The sequence below is a fragment of the Microbacterium sp. SLBN-154 genome (assembly GCF_006715565.1).
GTDB lineage: Bacteria > Actinomycetota > Actinomycetes > Actinomycetales > Microbacteriaceae > Microbacterium.
The window spans coordinates 3,300,833-3,314,846 of sequence record NZ_VFNL01000001.1; the positions used below are offsets into that span (position 1 = coordinate 3,300,833).

The window sequence follows — 14,014 nt, forward strand, 5'->3', positions numbered from 1 at the left end:
CGATCGATCAGTCCTTCGACCGGTTGGCCGCCGCCGCCGCGGCGGCGATGGCCCGAAGGACCGGTGGCACGTCCTGCGGCGGCACGACCGCCTGGATCAGCGTCAGCGAAGAGGACGCGCGCGCATCGGATAGCGCGGCCCGCAACTCCGCCGCCGTGGCGACACGGATGCCGCGGGCGGACCCCGCCGCATCCATCCCCTTCATCACCTGCACCCAGTCCCACGTGCCGATGTCGTTGTACGCCTCGTTCGCCCCGTGGATCACCCGTTCGACGGTGTACCCGGCGTTGTCGACCACGACAACCACGGCCGGGATGCCGCGGCGCAGGAGCGTGCCGAGCTCGGCCACGGTCATCTGTGCGGCACCGTCGCCGATGAGCAGCACCGGTCGCCGTTCGGGGGCGGCCAGCGCCGCGCCCAGCACGGCCGGCAGCGTGTAGCCGATCGACGCCCACAGCGGCTGGCCGACGAAGGTGACGCCACCGGGCAGGCGGTGATCGGCCATGCCGTAGAACGACGTGCCCTGATCGGCGAAGACGATGTCGCCGGGCCGGAGGAAATCGGCCACCTCGCGCCAGAGGGCCTCCTGCCCGAGCGGGGTGTCGACATGGGCGTCGTCGGAGAGCGGAGCCACGGGGGCCGCGGCGCGCTCCTGCGCGGCATCCGTCGATCCCACGCGGCGACCGGCGCCGGTTTCGATGAGGACCTCGGCGACGATGTCCAACGCGTCGGTCATCGTCAGCGGCGAGAAGATGCGCCCATCCCACGAGACCGCCTCGCCGCCGATCTCGACGGTCCGGGCGGGATCGATGCGCTGTGAGAAGAAGCCGCTGGTGAGGTCGGTGAACTGCACACCGGCCATGACCAGCAGATCGGCATCCTCGACCGCGACGCGCACCTGGTCGTCGCTGGATGCCCCGAGGTACGAGCCGAGGTAACCCGGAGCCGACTCATCGACCACCCGGCGGCCCCAGAGGAGCGTCGCATGCGGTACGCCGAGGGCGGTCACCCGATGCAGGTGCGCCTCTGCTCCGAGACGGGAGACGAGGATGTCGGCGAGGAGCGTCACGGTCGACGCCTGCGTCATCCTCTCGACCAGGCGCGCGCGGAAGTCGGCCGCGATGCTCGCGTCGGTGACCCCGGGATGCTCCGGGAGCGGCGCGGGGGGCGGGACGGCGGGCGCAGCGGCGACATCGGCCGGCAGCAGGAGGTAGCCGGGCAGGCGACGGTCTCGGGCCTCGATGAGCACGCGGTCGATCTCCTCGGCGTAGCCGTCGCCGGTGACGGTCGCGTACGCGGCGGCGACCTCGGCGGCCATCCGCGCGAAGTGCCCGAAGTCACCGTCACCGAGCGTGTGATGTGTCGCCCGTCCCGCCGCCTGGGTGGCCGTCGTCGGCGCCCCCACCACGTGCACGACGGGGACGTGCTCGGCGCGGCTGCCCGCGAGGGCCGCGATCGCAGACAGCTCGCCGACGCCGAAGGTGGTGCAGAGCGCGCCCAGTCCGTGCAGTCGTGCGTAGCCGTCGGCGGCATAGCCGGCGCCCAGTTCGTTCGCGCACCCCACCCACTCGATGTCGGGGTGGGCCTGGACGTGGTCGAGGAACGACAGGGTGAAATCGCCTGGAACACCGAACAGGTGCCGCACGCCCGCGCCGGCGAGCCGGTCGAGGAGGTAGTCGCCCACGGTGTAGCCGGTGACGGGAGGAAGCGTCACCGGCTCCGGTCCCACCTGTGTCATCGTCATCTCCCCCATTCGCCGACTCCAGGACCCATGCCTGGCGCCGCCGCCCTCACGCTAGCGGCGATCGCCGGTGCCGCGCCTCAGCCGTCCCGATCGGCGGCGGTCCCCAACTCCTGCAGAACGAGCCGGCGGTCGGTGATAGACCCCCGAATCCTCGGATCTCGCCCGAAACGCAGGAGTTAGCGACGCGGCAGCTGGAACGGCGTGCTGACATGGGCGAACGGCCACGCCTCGGCGATCCAGCGAGGGACGAAGGCGTCGAGGGCGTCGCGCCACGGGTCAGGGGCGTCCTGGGTGATCCACCACGACACCTCGGCGGCCGCCCCCTCGGGTCCGGCAGGCAGCGGGTCGATGTAGACGCACCCGAGCAGCCGGGTCTCGTCGTCGGTGAGAACGGCGTAGTTGAACGACGTGTGGGCCTCCATGTCGGCGGCGTGGTGGGCGAGGTCCTCCTCGTCCTCCGCGTGCGTCATCGACGCCGGGGGCCATCCCCAGGCCTCGCCGTACATCTGCCACAGCATGTCGCGGTTTGCCATGACGGTGACCATGTCGATATCGACGTCGCTCGCGCGGATCGGACGCAGATGCACCCCGTCGACGAGGGGAACCGACCTCGGGTGCACGAAATCCTGCGGCAGCCATGGCTCTTCGCTCACTGTTCCCCCTCGAGATCACGGCCCCGGCGCATCGGCGGCCCGGCTCTGACAGTATCGAGGCATGTCGAACGCCGCCGCACCCACCCGCAACCCCACCGCCTGGGCCGCCTTCTGGGTCGGGCTCGCCGGCCTCGTCCTCATGCCGATCCCGCTGTTCATCGGTCTCATCCTCGGCGGGGGTCTGTCTCTCGTCGCGGCGGTCCTGGTCGTGATCGCCCTGCTGAAAGGCCTGGCACGCAGCGGCAAGGGCATCGCCCCCGTGGTGTTCGCGGCGATCTTCGTGCTGCTCACGTGGGGCGGCATCTCGATCGGCGGGGGCACCATCTGGTGACCCGCCTCCGCTGATCCCTCAGACGGCCGCGCGGCGGAACCCGCCGGCGTGCTCCTCGACCGCACCCGCGGCGACGAAGGCATCGATCCAGCCCCGCATGGGCCACTCGCCCCAGGTGCGAGAGAACAGCGCACCGTTTCGCAGGATGTCGTCCAGGTGACGCCAGGGCGGTGAGCCCGCCGGATGCCACTGGTGGTACGCGTGCGCCCCGCCGACCCATCTCAGGCCGACGCCCGAGGCGCGTGCGCGCCGGGCGAAATCGGTGTCTTCGGCGCCGTAGCCCTCGTAGGCCTCGTCGAACCCGCCGAGGCGACGCCAGGTGCCGGGCGTAACGGCGAAGGAGAGCGACCAGAAGAGGTCGTACTCCTCGCTCGACCCCGAGCGGCTCTCCTCGGCGGCAGGGCTCGGCCGCGCCGGATGGGGCCGGGTCATCCCATCGAGCTGGTCGGGCAGGCCGGGCCGTTCGACGCTCGCGAGGTAGGTGACCGGTCCGCAGGCGATGTCGGACGGATGACGGCGGAGCACCTCGACATACCGCCGAACAAGCTCAGGGCCCGGCAGGCAGTCGACGTCGAGGAAGACCAGCACCTCGGCGCCCTGATCGAGCGCGATCCGGGCACCCTCGTTCCGCGCGGCCCCCACGCGCACTCCATGGGGTCCGGGCGCCACATGACCGGCGACGACGCCGGGCGGCGTCGCGGCGGGATCGGCGTCCAGCCCGATGTCGACGCGGAAGACCTCGACCCCCTGGGCTGAGACGCGGGAAAGGAAGGCCCGTTGGCGAAGCAGGTGGTCCTCCCGGTCGCGCGACCACGCGGTGATGACCGCCACGCGCCCGGTCACACGCGCACCTCTCCGATGACGGCGGCCGCGCGCGCGGCCGCCCCTCGCACCTGCCAGCCGCTCCAGTCCGGCGTGCGATCGGAGGCGCGCTGCACGAGCCTGACGAGGTGCTCGGGATCGGTCGATGAGGGCGCGACGTCCGCCCATCCGCCGGCGGCGAGGACGCGCCCGGTCTCGCCCTGCTCGTCGAAGGGCCGCGCCTGCGGCACGACGACCGCGCGCGCATTCGCGGCGGCGAGATCGGCGACGCTGTTCTGCCCGGCAGCGCTCACGACCACGTGCGCGCCGGCGATCATCGGCCAGACGTCATCGACGCGATCACCCTCCCCTGCGCCGGCCGTCTCGACGCTCCACCCGTCGGCGCGAAGGAGCGCGATCGCCCGACGCAGGACGGCATCATCCACCGTCCGCCCCAGGAAAAGGACTCGTCGCGCCGCCGAGTCGCCCGCTCGCCGCCCGTCGTACCGCGACACCCCGCCGACACGTCGGACGCGATCGTCGAAGCCGGTGAGTCCCTCGGCCGGCACGGTGCCGGCCGCCCACGGTGCGAGGATGCGGTCGGCCATCTCGTACGCCATCCGGTGCGGACGGTCCGTCCGGCGGCCCGGCTGCGCGACGACCACCGTCGGGATCCCGAGCAGGCGCACGAACGCCGCCACTTCGGCGCTGACGTCGACGACGAAGGCCGACACCTCGCTCGCTGCGGCCCAGTCGGCGATGACGGCGAGTCTTGCGCGATGCCCCGGGTGCGCGATCGGCGCCCAGTGCAGCGACCCGCGCGCGGTCTCGTCGCCGAAGTGTCGCGCTGGGCGCCGAGCGCCGTCTGCGCCGACGATGTCGTCGGCATCCGAGGGGAGCCTCACCCATCGCACGCCGGCGGGGAGGTCGGTCGGCTGGGGCAGCGAGGAGAAGACGGTGACCTCGTCGTCGAGGTGCGGAATGATCGCCCGGAGACGGGTGGCGTGGCCCCAGCCGTGATGATGGACGTACCAGCCGATCACGCCCCGACCGCCGTGCCCACGACGTCCGCCGAAACGAGCCCAGGAACCGCCGAACCGGATGCGGCGACCGACAGCACCCGCTCGATCTCGCGGTGGCGCTGCTCCAGCGAGTAGCGCGCCGCTGCGGCATCCCGTATGCGGTCGCGAGGAAGACCCCATCGCGAGAGCCCGGCGAGGCCTGCGGCGGCGCGCGCGAGCGCGCCGACGTCGCCGGCCGGCACGACGGCCGTGGCGGGCATGCCGGCGAGCACCTCGCCGATTCCGCCGGAGTCGAAGGCCGCGACCGGGGTGCCGGTCATGAGCGTCTCGGCGGCGACGAGCCCGAACGGCTCGTCCCACACGGGGGTCACGAGGGCGACGGCCGAGGCGCCGATCACCGCACTCAGTTCGGGCAGGCTCATCGGGCCGAGGTGGTCGATGCCCCCGCCGAGGAGGGGTTCGATCTCCCTGGTGAAATAGCTCACGTCGCCGATCCGGCCCGCGATCCGCAGACGCGCCCCAGCCCGCAGGGCAGCGCGGATCGCCAGGTGCGGCGCTTTCTCGGGAACGATCCGCCCGAACCACACCCAGTCCCGCCCGCCCGGGCCGAGGCGCCACTGGTCGGCATCGACGCCGTTGGGGAAGACGAACGAGTCGACGCCGGCCTGCGACCAGGCCTGGGCCGTGAATTGACTCACGGCGAGGAACCGGTGAGGCTCCCGTCCGGACAGGCGACGGGAAGCCTCGACCATTCCCGGCAGCGGCGGCGTGTGCAGCGTCGTCACCACCGGCAGCCCGAGGTCGCGGCTCCACAGGATCGGATCCGGGTGGAGGCTGTGGTTGTCGACGACGTCGACCGGCAGCATGCCGGTCGCCAGCAGATGCCGCACGCGGTGGAACGCCTCGCCCATCCGATGCTCATGCCCTCGTGGGCTCAGCGAGTCGGAGGCATCCTCCGGCCGGCTCCAGCGCGGGCTCGGAAGCCGCAGCTCCGGGTGCGCCCCGAGGAAGTCCGAGCCATCGGCTGCGCACAGGAACACCGCGTGTCCCTGCCGTCGCAGCCACCGCACGCGGTTCCAGACCACCGCCTCCAAGCCCCCTGCGTGCGGCTGGCGAAGCGCGTGCCGTTCCGGGGCGACCACCAGGATCCGCAGTCGCTCGACCCCGCTCATCGCCGCGCCTCCTCGACAGGACGACGCCGCGCACCCTCGTCGATCGCGCGCCGGTACAGCGCGAGATGCGCGGCCCGCACCTGGTCGCGCTCGTGCAGGCGCGCCCGGCGACGCGCGTCGCGCACTCCAGGCTCGTCCGCCGCCTGCCGGACGACCCGAGAGCGACGGATCGCCGCGGCCAGCGTCGCGGCGTCGTCGAGCTCGATGACCGAGAACGACGATGGATGCTGCGATGCGATGTGACCCACCGCGGTGCCCGCGACGGGTACCCCGAGGTCGAAGCACAGTTCCGCCCACCCCGAGTGGGTGCCGTGGCGATAGGGCACGACGAACAGGTCGAGCGCGCTGAGCCACGCCTCGACGTCGACATCCGCCATGCGAGCCGTGCGTCGCAGGTGTACGGACGGATGCTGCGCGGCGAGCGTCTCGAGACGCACGGCGAGCTCGGCGTCGCGCACCCGGTCGTTCATGAGGATCTCGATGATCACCGGCGTCTCGTCGGCCTCGAACAGCTCGGCGGCCGCCCCTGCAGCGCGCACGGCGCCCGCAGCGTCGATGTTCGGCCGGAGGTCGCGCAGGTGCATCCCGACGCGCACCTCGTTCCTGCGCGGGGCGGGCGTGCGAGCGTCTCCGCCGGCGCCGGCCAGCAGGGGGTGGGGGATCACCTCGCATTCGCGACCCCAGCGATGCTCGACCTCTGCGTCGGCGCCGGCGGTGAGCGTGATGAGGTGATCTGCGGCGGGGATGATCACATCGAGCAGATCGCCGTAGCCGCTCTGGTCGATGAGCTGCGGATTCTCCAGGTCGTGCACGGTGTAGATGACCGGAAGGCGGAGGTCACGAGCGGTCGCGAGCGCCGCTTCGAGCTGGGCGGGCGAGAACGACTCGAGTCCGAAGTGCACGTGCAGCGCGTCGACGTGCTCGGCGTTGGCTCGCAGCCACCCCGTCGTCAGAGCGACGGGCGGCCACCACCGGCCGTCGGGAGCGCCGGGGACAGGCGGATCGGGCAGGACTTCCACGAAACGGCGGTCGGTGATCGCGTCCACGTAGGGATGCGCGGCAGGGATCGAGGCGATGCGGACGAGGCCGGTGTCGGTGCGTATTTCTTCTCTCCCTCCGCCCGTCGAGCGCTCCGCGGTACCAGATCCGCGCAGACGTCGCAATGGATACGGGCGAGGGAGGGACGACGTCATCGACAAGCTACGTTCACATCATGAACGGTGCCCCGAATGTGCCCGCCGCCGTTGCGCCGGGCGACCCTTCGGTGATAACGCGACAGCAGCACTACGCCGAGTTCTTCGGGCTGTCCCCCGTGCCCGATCGGTACGGGATCGTCGTCGGCAACTGCCAGGCCGAATCCCTCCGGATCGTGCTGGATGCCCCGGACCGGCCCTTCTTCCGCGTGCCTCCGGTGCACGAGATGACCGCCGACGAGGCCACGAGACTCCACGAGATCATCACGGATGCGGCGTACGTGGTGACCCAGCCGATCCGACCCGATTACCGGGGCCTCCCCCTGGGCACCCGCCAGCTCGCGGCCGTGACGGGGGGCGCCGTGCTGACCGTGCCGTCGGTCCGCTTCGCGGGGCTCCAGCCGTTCCAGGCCGCGATCCGGGTGCCGGGCGTGGACGAAGAACCGCCGATCGTGGCCTACCACGACGTCCGCACCCTCGCAGAGGCAGGCGGGATCGCCACGCGAACCGCGCTGGAACCCGGCGACGTCCGCAGCGTCGCGCGAGACTCGCTCGACGAGCTCCGCACACGCGAGCAGGACATCGACGTGCCGGTGTCCGACCTGTACGGCGCGCTCACCGCAGAGCACGCCCGCACGGTGAACCACCCCGGCAACGCGATCTGGCTGCCCCTCGGTGCGCGGGTGCTCGAGGCGCTGGGCCTCGACGGACCGGTGCACGATCCGGGGCGTCCCCTCCTCGCATCGGTCCGGAGCCCCCTCATCCCCGAGGTCGTCGAGGCCTGGTCGCTGCCGGAGCCCCCGCGCGCCCACTGGCTGGTGGAGGGCCGCCCGGTCGACGACGCCGAGGTGCGCGAGGCCCATCGCCGGTGGTACGCCGCCCACCCGGCTTTCGTCGATGCGGCGCTCACGCGCCTCGCGCCCCTCCTCGCCCGGTGGCGGTCATGATCGCCGCGCCGTCCCTCGTCACGCACGAAGGCACGCACGGGGTCGCCGTGTACGGCCGGCAGCTCGCTGGGGCGATCGCGGCGCGACGCCTGGACGTGCGCGTGATCGACGTGGCCCACGAACCGGGCGTCCCGGCGGGCCGGCCCGTCCATGTGCAGTTCACCGATCGGCTGTGGGGAGGGTCGCCCGAATCTGCGGCCGAGCGCGTCACCGCGCTCGCCGAGCGGCGACCGGTCACCGTCACGCTGCACGACCTGCCCCAGCCATCAGACGGACCGCGGAACCTTCCACGCCGGCAGGCCGCCTACGCCGCCGTCGCAGCCGCCGCCCGCGCCGTCGCGGTCAACAGCGATCACGAGCTCGCGCTACTGGGCGAGGCGGACATCCGTGCGAGGTCGGTCACCAGCATCCCCCTTCCCGTCGATGTCGCCGCAAGCACCGGTGCCGGCCTCCTCGACGGCACCGTCGGGGTTCTCGGCTTCTTCTACCCGGGCAAGGGTCACGACGAGGTGGCCCTCGCGGCGGCGCAGGCGGGCATCCCACGGATGACGGTGCTCGGACGCGCCTCCGACGGGCACGCCACCGACCTCGAGACCTTCGTCCGCCGCGCGCACGCGCTCGACGTCGAGGTGGAGGTGACCGGATGGCTCGACGACGCCGAGCTCGCCCGCCGCGGTCGCACCGTCTCGGTGCCCGTGGTCGCGCATCGCCACGTCTCGGCATCGGGGTCGCTCGCCACCTGGATCGGGTGGGGCCGGCGCCCCGTCGCCGAGCGGAACTGCTATGTCGACGAGATGGCACGGCTGCGCCCGGGAACGCTGCACACCGTTCACCCCGCGGACCTCGCGGCCGCCCTCCGCCTCGCGGCCGGCGACCCGGCGTCCACCCGGCACGGTCTGGACACGGTGCCGTTCTCCCTCGCCGAGGTCGCCGACGCGTACCTCTCCTGGTGGGACGATCTGCGATGACGCCCCGCGAGCCTTGGATCGTCGGAAACTCGTGGGACTGCCTCGACGGTGTCATCCCCGATCCGCTCCCCCGGGTCTCGGTGATCGTCGCCCACTTCGATCAGCCCGTCGAACTCGCCCGCACCCTCCATGCACTGGATGTGCAGGACTATCCCGCCGACCTCCTCGAGGTCATCGTCGCCGATGACGGCAGTCCGGGAGAGGTCGCGGTTCCCGCTGGTGTCACGCTGGTGCGGCAGGACGACCGCGGCTTCCGCCTCTCCGCCGTGCGCAACCTCGGCGTGCGCGCCAGCTCGGGCGACGTGCTCTGCTTCCTCGACGCCGACACGGCACCCGAGCCTGCCTACGTCCGCAGACTGGTCCGGCTGCCGGCGCTCCTCACAGAGGCCGTCACCGTGGGCCGACGGCGGCACGCCGACTTCGGCGGCCTCCGCCGGGACGCTCCCCTCCCCGAAGCGGCCGCCGAGCGAGAACTGGCCGAGCCGAGCTGGCTCCGCGACGCGTACGCGCAGACCCGCAACCTGCTCGACGCCGACGACCGGTCGTATCGCTTCATCATCGGCGCCGTCATGGCCTGCTCGCGGCGCCTCTACGACGACGTCGCCGGCTTCGACGAGACGTTCACCGCCTACGGCGGCGAGGACTGGGAGTTCGCACACCGCGCCTGGCAGGCCGGCGCCGTCTTCGCCCATGTGCCCGACGCCGTCGCGTGGCACGACGGACCGGAGTGGTCCGAGCGGGACGGTTCGGACATCCCGCGCGCCAACGCCCAGTCGATCCGCCTCGCACGCGACATCCCCGTCCGCGGCTCCGCGCCGCGCGGCCTGCTGCCGACCGCACCCGACCTCGTCGTGCACGTCACGGGCTCTCCCCCCGCCGCGGCGCTCTTCCTCACCGTCGACTCCGTGCTCGCGGCCTTCCCCCGGGCGAGGGTGGTACTGGACGACGGGGTCGATTCGCCCCTGCCCGACCCCCGGGTAGCGTCGGGAGCCCTTCCCGATGCTCGGGTCGCCCTCCGCGTCGACCGTCCGTTCGTCATCACCGACCCTGCCTGGCTGATCGATCTCGTCGAGCGGCTCGGCACCGGAGACGTCGGAACGATCCGACTCACCGACGACACAGGCACGCACCTCGGCGCGCTCCGCTCGCGCCGCGCGACCAGACGCGCCGAGCGGTGGGGCACCGAATCCGCCTTCCGCGTCGCATCCGTCGTCGCATCGGGAGTGTCCGCGGTGCGCGACGATCCTCGGATCGAGGCCTGGGTGGGCGGATGGGGCGGACCCGACTCCTTCCGCTGACGCAAAAGTCCGGCGGGCGCAACCCCGACTTTGCGACAGGTCAGCCACCTATCGTGACCGCATGAGCACTCGGGACCAGTACACCTTCGACGACCCGGTGAAGCGCTACTCGCGCGTCGAGCCACCGCTGCAGCACCAGCCCGAGCCGGGGGTGCAGGCGCGGATGCAGCCGGTACCCGACCTCGGTGAAGAGACCTACCGCGGCACCGGGCGTCTGGCAGGCCGGAAGGCCCTGATCACCGGCGGCGACTCGGGGATCGGCGGCGCCGTCGCGATCGCGTTCGCCCGCGAGGGGGCCGATGTCGCGATCGTGCACCTCGCCGACGAGGCAGAGGATGCCGCGCACATCCTGACGCAGATCGCGCAGGCCGGAGCGCGGGGCCACGCGATCGTCGCCGACATCGCGGACGCCGCGCGCTGTCGCGAGGTCATCGACGAGGCGGTCTCGGCCCTCGGAGGCCTGGACATCCTGGTCAACAACGCCGGACGGCAGATCGCGGTCGACCGGGTCGAAGACCTCAGCGACAAACAGTTCGAGCTGACGTTCCGCACGAACGTCTTCGCGCCGTTCTGGCTGACGAAGGCAGCCCTCGCCCACCTTCCCGCGGGCTCGAGCATCATCAACACCGCCTCCCTCGAGGCCTACAAGCCCGCGCCCGACCGCCTCGACTACGCCGCGACGAAGGCAGCCATCAACAACCTCTCGAAGGGCCTCGCGCAGCAGCTCGCCGAGCGCGGAATCCGGGTGAACGTGGTCGCGCCCGGGCCGGTCTGGACAGCTCTGCAGGTCTCGGACGGCGTCTCGGACGAGCAGATGACGGCCTTCGACGACGAGAACACCTACCAGCGCTCCGGCCAGCCCGCCGAGCTGGCGCCCGCGTACGTGTTCCTCGCCTCGGCGGAATCCAGCTACGTCTCGGGCGCGACGCTGAACGTCAACGGCGGGATGATCACCCCGTGAGACCCGAAGGCACGGTCTATGTGCTGCCGGGGCTCGGGCTGTCGGCCGAGGCCGCTGCCCCCCTCGCCGCGCACCTCTCCCCCGGCCTCGCGGTGGTCGGCATCGACCTGGCAGGGCACGGCGGGAGTGCGGATGCCACGGACGGCAGCGTCTCCGCCCTCGTCGACGGCGTGATCGCGGCGATCGCGCAGACGGCGACCGGGGGACCGTGGATCCTCTGCGGCCACAGCATGGGAGGGAAGGTCGCCGCCGTCGTCGCCGACCGCGTCCTCCGCGGCGACGCGCCCCTCTTCGGGCTCGCAGGGCTCGTCCTCCTCGCCCCCTCTCCGGCCACTCCCGAGCCGATGACCGCCGACAAGCGGGAGCAGATGCTCTCCTGGGTGGCGGACGGGCCGATCGCCGAGGGGCATGCACGGGAGTTCGTGGCCGACAACGTCGCCGCGCCGCTGGATCCCGCCGACGAGGCGGCAGCGATCGCGCAGGTGCAAACGATGTCGCCGCTCGCCTGGCGACGCTGGCTCGAAGAGGGCAGCCGCCAAGACATCAGCGCCGACCTGGACATCTCCGCCGTCCCCGCCGTCGTCCTCGCGGGTGCGGAGGATGCCGATCTCGGCGCCGACGCCCAGCCGGGCCTGGTCGCCCGCATCCTGCCGGACGCGACGATCACGTCGTTGCCCGGCGCCGGCCATCTGCTGCTGTTCGAGCGCCCGGCCGAGGTCGCCGAAGCGATCGAAGGACTCTGGGACGCCGTCTCGGCGGCCTCCACCCGCGTACCCGAGAGCTGGGGCCGTGTCATCGCCTCCGAGCGGACCGATGCCGAGACCCGCGGCATCCTCTCCCGCCGCCATCTCGCGGACGACCCCGACGCCCGACCGCAGGCGCTCTCTCGCGCGCAGCTCGTCCTTCTCGGGTCGATCGCAGCGCGCCTGATGCCGCGCGACCCCGACGACCGGTTCGACCTTGCTCGCGTCGTCGACCGCGAACTCGCCGCCGACCGAGGCGACGGCTGGCGCCCACCGGGTCTGCCACGCGACGCCGAGGCCTATCGGCTCGGGCTCGACGCGCTCGCCGAGGTCTGGCCTGGAGACACCACGAGCCAGGATCACCTCATCTCCGATCTCATCGCCGGACAGGGTTTCATCGGCTCCCCGTGGGACGACGAGACCACCCGGCGGTGGTTCGAAGACGTCCGCTCCGACCTCGCGCAGGCGTGGGTGTCTCACCCCGCCACCTCCGCCCGCCTCGGCTTCGACGGTTTCATCGCCGCGATCACCGCCCCTGACCCCGGGTTCTCCGAGCTGCGCGCCGGCCGCCGCGCAGCCTGGGAACCCGACACGCTCGGCACCCTCGCCCCGGAAGACGACGAATGAATCTCACCGATATGCGCACCTACCCCACCGACGAGACCGTGGACGTCGTGGTGGTGGGCACCGGAGCCGGAGGCGGCCCGCTCCTCGCCCGCCTCGCCGCCGCGGGCCTCCGGGTCGTGGCGCTGGAGGCGGGCCCGAACTTCGATCCCGACCAGCTGATCCCCGACGAGGTCGAGGGCCGGCGCGTGAACTGGATGTCGGAGCGGATCAGCGGCGGTGAGGCCCCGACCGCGTTCGGGCCGAACAACAGCGGCCGCGGAGTCGGCGGCGGCACCCTCCACTGGGGAGCGTTCACACCGCGCCCCGACGCGCGCGACCTGGCGCTGCGGACAGAGTTCGGCGTGGGCGAGGACTGGCCGATCGACCACGGCGAGCTCACCCGTTACATCGAGGAGGTCGAGCGCACCATCGGCGTCTCGGGCCCGACCCCCTACCCGTGGGACAAGGGGCGGACATATCACTGGCCCGGTACGGAGCGGAACGCTCCCGCCGAGCTCGTCGCCGAGGGGTGCGAGACACAGGGCATCCGCACCGCCACAGCCCCCGCGGCGATCCTCACCCGCGACCACGATCAGCCGCACTACGGCCGACGCTCGCGGAACCTCAACCTCGGCAGCATCCATCAGGGCGACCGCAGTGACGCCAAGGCGACCACGGCGAACACCTATCTGCCTGCGGCAGTGGCGGCCGGCGCCGAGATACGCCCCGACAGCACGGTGCACGGCATCGAGCTCGACCGTGCCGGCCGGATCGTCGCAGTGGTGTACACCCGCGACGGGCGGGAGATGCGTCAGCGATGCGCGACGCTGGTGCTGGCCGCGGGCGGGGTCGAGACGCCTCGCCTGCTCCTTCACACGGGGCTGTCGAATTCCAGTGGGATGGTGGGGCGAAATTTCCTCGCGCACGGCGCACTGCAGGCGTGGGGCCGGGTCGATGCACAGGTCCGGGGTTACCGCGGCTATCCGTCCTCCCTCATCAGCGAGGACTTCATCCGACCCGCCGACGCCGATTTCGCCGGTGGGTATCTCATCCAGAGCCTCGGCGTCATGCCGGTGACGCACGCCACGATGCTCGTGCGCGGCGGCGACCTGTGGGGCCGCGAGCTGATGGAGGCCCTCGACGCGTGGCAGTTCTCGATCGGCGTCGGGATCAACGCCGAATGCCTTCCCGCCGAGCGGAATGGGCTGGTGCTCTCAGACGAGCAGGACGAATTCGGTGTGCCCCGCGCCGCGGTGACGTTCACCCCGGGGCCGAACGAGAAGGCCATCGACGACCACGCGTCCCGCACCCTCACCGGCATCCTCGAGGCCGCGGGAGCCCGGGACATCCGTGTCCTCGCCCGATCGGCGCACACCCTCGGCACGTGCCGGATGAGCATCGACCCGGCCGGCGGCGTCGTCGATGCCGACGGCCGGAGTCACGACATCCCGAACCTCTGGGTGTGCGACAACTCGACCTTCCCGAGCGCCCTGTCGGCCAATCCGTGTCTGGCGCAGATGGCCCTGTCGCTGCGGACGGCGGATCGGATGCTGGGCTCTCGCGCCGCCTGACGCG

General features: G+C 72.2%; 13 protein-coding genes. 7 read left to right on the plus strand and 6 right to left on the minus strand.

Translation table 11 applies throughout. The features are described from left to right. Nucleotides 1–7: 7 nt before the first annotated feature. Together FBY40_RS16015 and FBY40_RS16020 are read right to left on the minus strand one after the other, a co-directional pair. Nucleotides 8–1,738 carry an alpha-keto acid decarboxylase family protein gene (locus tag FBY40_RS16015; RefSeq protein WP_141939741.1) on the minus strand — a complete coding sequence of 577 codons (1,731 nt, stop codon included), beginning with the start codon at nt 1,736–1,738 and terminating at the stop codon, nt 8–10. Nucleotides 1,739–1,920: 182 nt separating this feature from the next. Beyond that, nucleotides 1,921–2,397 (minus strand): GNAT family N-acetyltransferase, encoded by a 477-nt coding sequence (locus FBY40_RS16020; RefSeq protein ID WP_141939742.1) that lies wholly within the window; start codon nt 2,395–2,397, stop codon nt 1,921–1,923. Between the two features lie 61 nt (nt 2,398–2,458). Here FBY40_RS16020 and FBY40_RS16025 point away from each other — a divergent pair, with 61 nt between their 5' ends. Beyond that, complete coding sequence (locus tag FBY40_RS16025; RefSeq protein ID WP_141939743.1) at nt 2,459–2,728, plus strand: hypothetical protein; 270 nt, start codon at nt 2,459–2,461, stop codon at nt 2,726–2,728. An 18-nt stretch (nt 2,729–2,746) separates the two neighbouring features. Here FBY40_RS16025 and FBY40_RS16030 read toward each other — a convergent pair whose 3' ends face one another. The 4 genes from FBY40_RS16030 to FBY40_RS16045 are packed head-to-tail and all read right to left on the minus strand — an operon-like array spanning nt 2,747 to nt 6,769. Then, the gene (locus FBY40_RS16030; protein WP_141939744.1) at nt 2,747–3,571 is read right to left on the minus strand and encodes a glycosyltransferase family 2 protein; all 825 of its coding nucleotides are present in this window, start codon (nt 3,569–3,571) and stop codon (nt 2,747–2,749) included. Continuing rightward, entirely contained in the window at nt 3,568–4,572 is a 1,005-nt protein-coding gene (locus FBY40_RS16035) for a glycosyltransferase (protein WP_141939745.1), read from the minus strand. The genes FBY40_RS16030 and FBY40_RS16035 overlap by 4 nt, the downstream gene beginning before the upstream one ends. Continuing rightward, nucleotides 4,569–5,723 carry a glycosyltransferase gene (locus FBY40_RS17370; protein ID WP_160141424.1) on the minus strand — a complete coding sequence of 385 codons (1,155 nt, stop codon included), beginning with the start codon at nt 5,721–5,723 and terminating at the stop codon, nt 4,569–4,571. Before FBY40_RS17370 ends, FBY40_RS16035 begins: the two co-directional genes overlap by 4 nt. Continuing rightward, nucleotides 5,720–6,769: a glycosyltransferase gene (locus FBY40_RS16045; protein WP_160141425.1), complete on the minus strand. Its 1,050-nt coding sequence runs from the start codon at nt 6,767–6,769 to the stop codon at nt 5,720–5,722. The genes FBY40_RS17370 and FBY40_RS16045 overlap by 4 nt, the downstream gene beginning before the upstream one ends. Before the next feature lie 167 nt (nt 6,770–6,936). Between FBY40_RS16045 and FBY40_RS16050 the strand changes: the two genes are divergently transcribed. The 6 genes from FBY40_RS16050 to FBY40_RS16075 all read left to right on the plus strand — a co-directional run bounded on the left by FBY40_RS16050 (nt 6,937) and on the right by FBY40_RS16075 (nt 14,010). Then, entirely contained in the window at nt 6,937–7,863 is a 927-nt protein-coding gene (locus tag FBY40_RS16050) for a WcbI family polysaccharide biosynthesis putative acetyltransferase (protein ID WP_141939747.1), read from the plus strand. Continuing rightward, nucleotides 7,860–8,831, plus strand: a complete 972-nt coding sequence (locus tag FBY40_RS16055; RefSeq protein ID WP_160141426.1) for a hypothetical protein — start codon at nt 7,860–7,862, stop codon at nt 8,829–8,831. The genes FBY40_RS16050 and FBY40_RS16055 overlap by 4 nt, the downstream gene beginning before the upstream one ends. Continuing rightward, nucleotides 8,828–10,129 (plus strand): glycosyltransferase, encoded by a 1,302-nt coding sequence (locus FBY40_RS16060; RefSeq protein ID WP_141939749.1) that lies wholly within the window; start codon nt 8,828–8,830, stop codon nt 10,127–10,129. The genes FBY40_RS16055 and FBY40_RS16060 overlap by 4 nt, the downstream gene beginning before the upstream one ends. A 61-nt stretch (nt 10,130–10,190) precedes the next feature. Next, nucleotides 10,191–11,090 carry an SDR family oxidoreductase gene (locus FBY40_RS16065; RefSeq protein ID WP_141939750.1) on the plus strand — a complete coding sequence of 300 codons (900 nt, stop codon included), beginning with the start codon at nt 10,191–10,193 and terminating at the stop codon, nt 11,088–11,090. Continuing rightward, the gene (locus FBY40_RS16070; protein ID WP_160141427.1) at nt 11,087–12,460 is read left to right on the plus strand and encodes an alpha/beta fold hydrolase; all 1,374 of its coding nucleotides are present in this window, start codon (nt 11,087–11,089) and stop codon (nt 12,458–12,460) included. The genes FBY40_RS16065 and FBY40_RS16070 overlap by 4 nt, the downstream gene beginning before the upstream one ends. Then, on the plus strand, nt 12,457–14,010 hold the full coding sequence (locus FBY40_RS16075; RefSeq protein ID WP_141939752.1) for a GMC oxidoreductase: 1,554 nt from the start codon (nt 12,457–12,459) through the stop codon (nt 14,008–14,010). The genes FBY40_RS16070 and FBY40_RS16075 overlap by 4 nt, the downstream gene beginning before the upstream one ends. The last annotated feature ends 4 nt before the right edge of the window (nt 14,011–14,014 follow it).

What these genes read in the sequence shown, in the direction of transcription:
- FBY40_RS16015 (WP_141939741.1), bottom strand. Translation starts at nt 1,738, where the DNA reads ATGACACAGGTGGGACCGGAGCCGGTGACGCTTCCTCCCGTCACCGGC.
- FBY40_RS16025 (WP_141939743.1), top strand. Translation starts at nt 2,459, where the DNA reads ATGTCGAACGCCGCCGCACCCACCCGCAACCCCACCGCCTGGGCCGCC.
- FBY40_RS17370 (WP_160141424.1), bottom strand. Translation starts at nt 5,723, where the DNA reads ATGAGCGGGGTCGAGCGACTGCGGATCCTGGTGGTCGCCCCGGAACGG.
- FBY40_RS16050 (WP_141939747.1), top strand. Translation starts at nt 6,937, where the DNA reads ATGAACGGTGCCCCGAATGTGCCCGCCGCCGTTGCGCCGGGCGACCCT.
- FBY40_RS16055 (WP_160141426.1), top strand. Translation starts at nt 7,860, where the DNA reads ATGATCGCCGCGCCGTCCCTCGTCACGCACGAAGGCACGCACGGGGTC.
- FBY40_RS16060 (WP_141939749.1), top strand. Translation starts at nt 8,828, where the DNA reads ATGACGCCCCGCGAGCCTTGGATCGTCGGAAACTCGTGGGACTGCCTC.
- FBY40_RS16065 (WP_141939750.1), top strand. Translation starts at nt 10,191, where the DNA reads ATGAGCACTCGGGACCAGTACACCTTCGACGACCCGGTGAAGCGCTAC.
- FBY40_RS16075 (WP_141939752.1), top strand. Translation starts at nt 12,457, where the DNA reads ATGAATCTCACCGATATGCGCACCTACCCCACCGACGAGACCGTGGAC.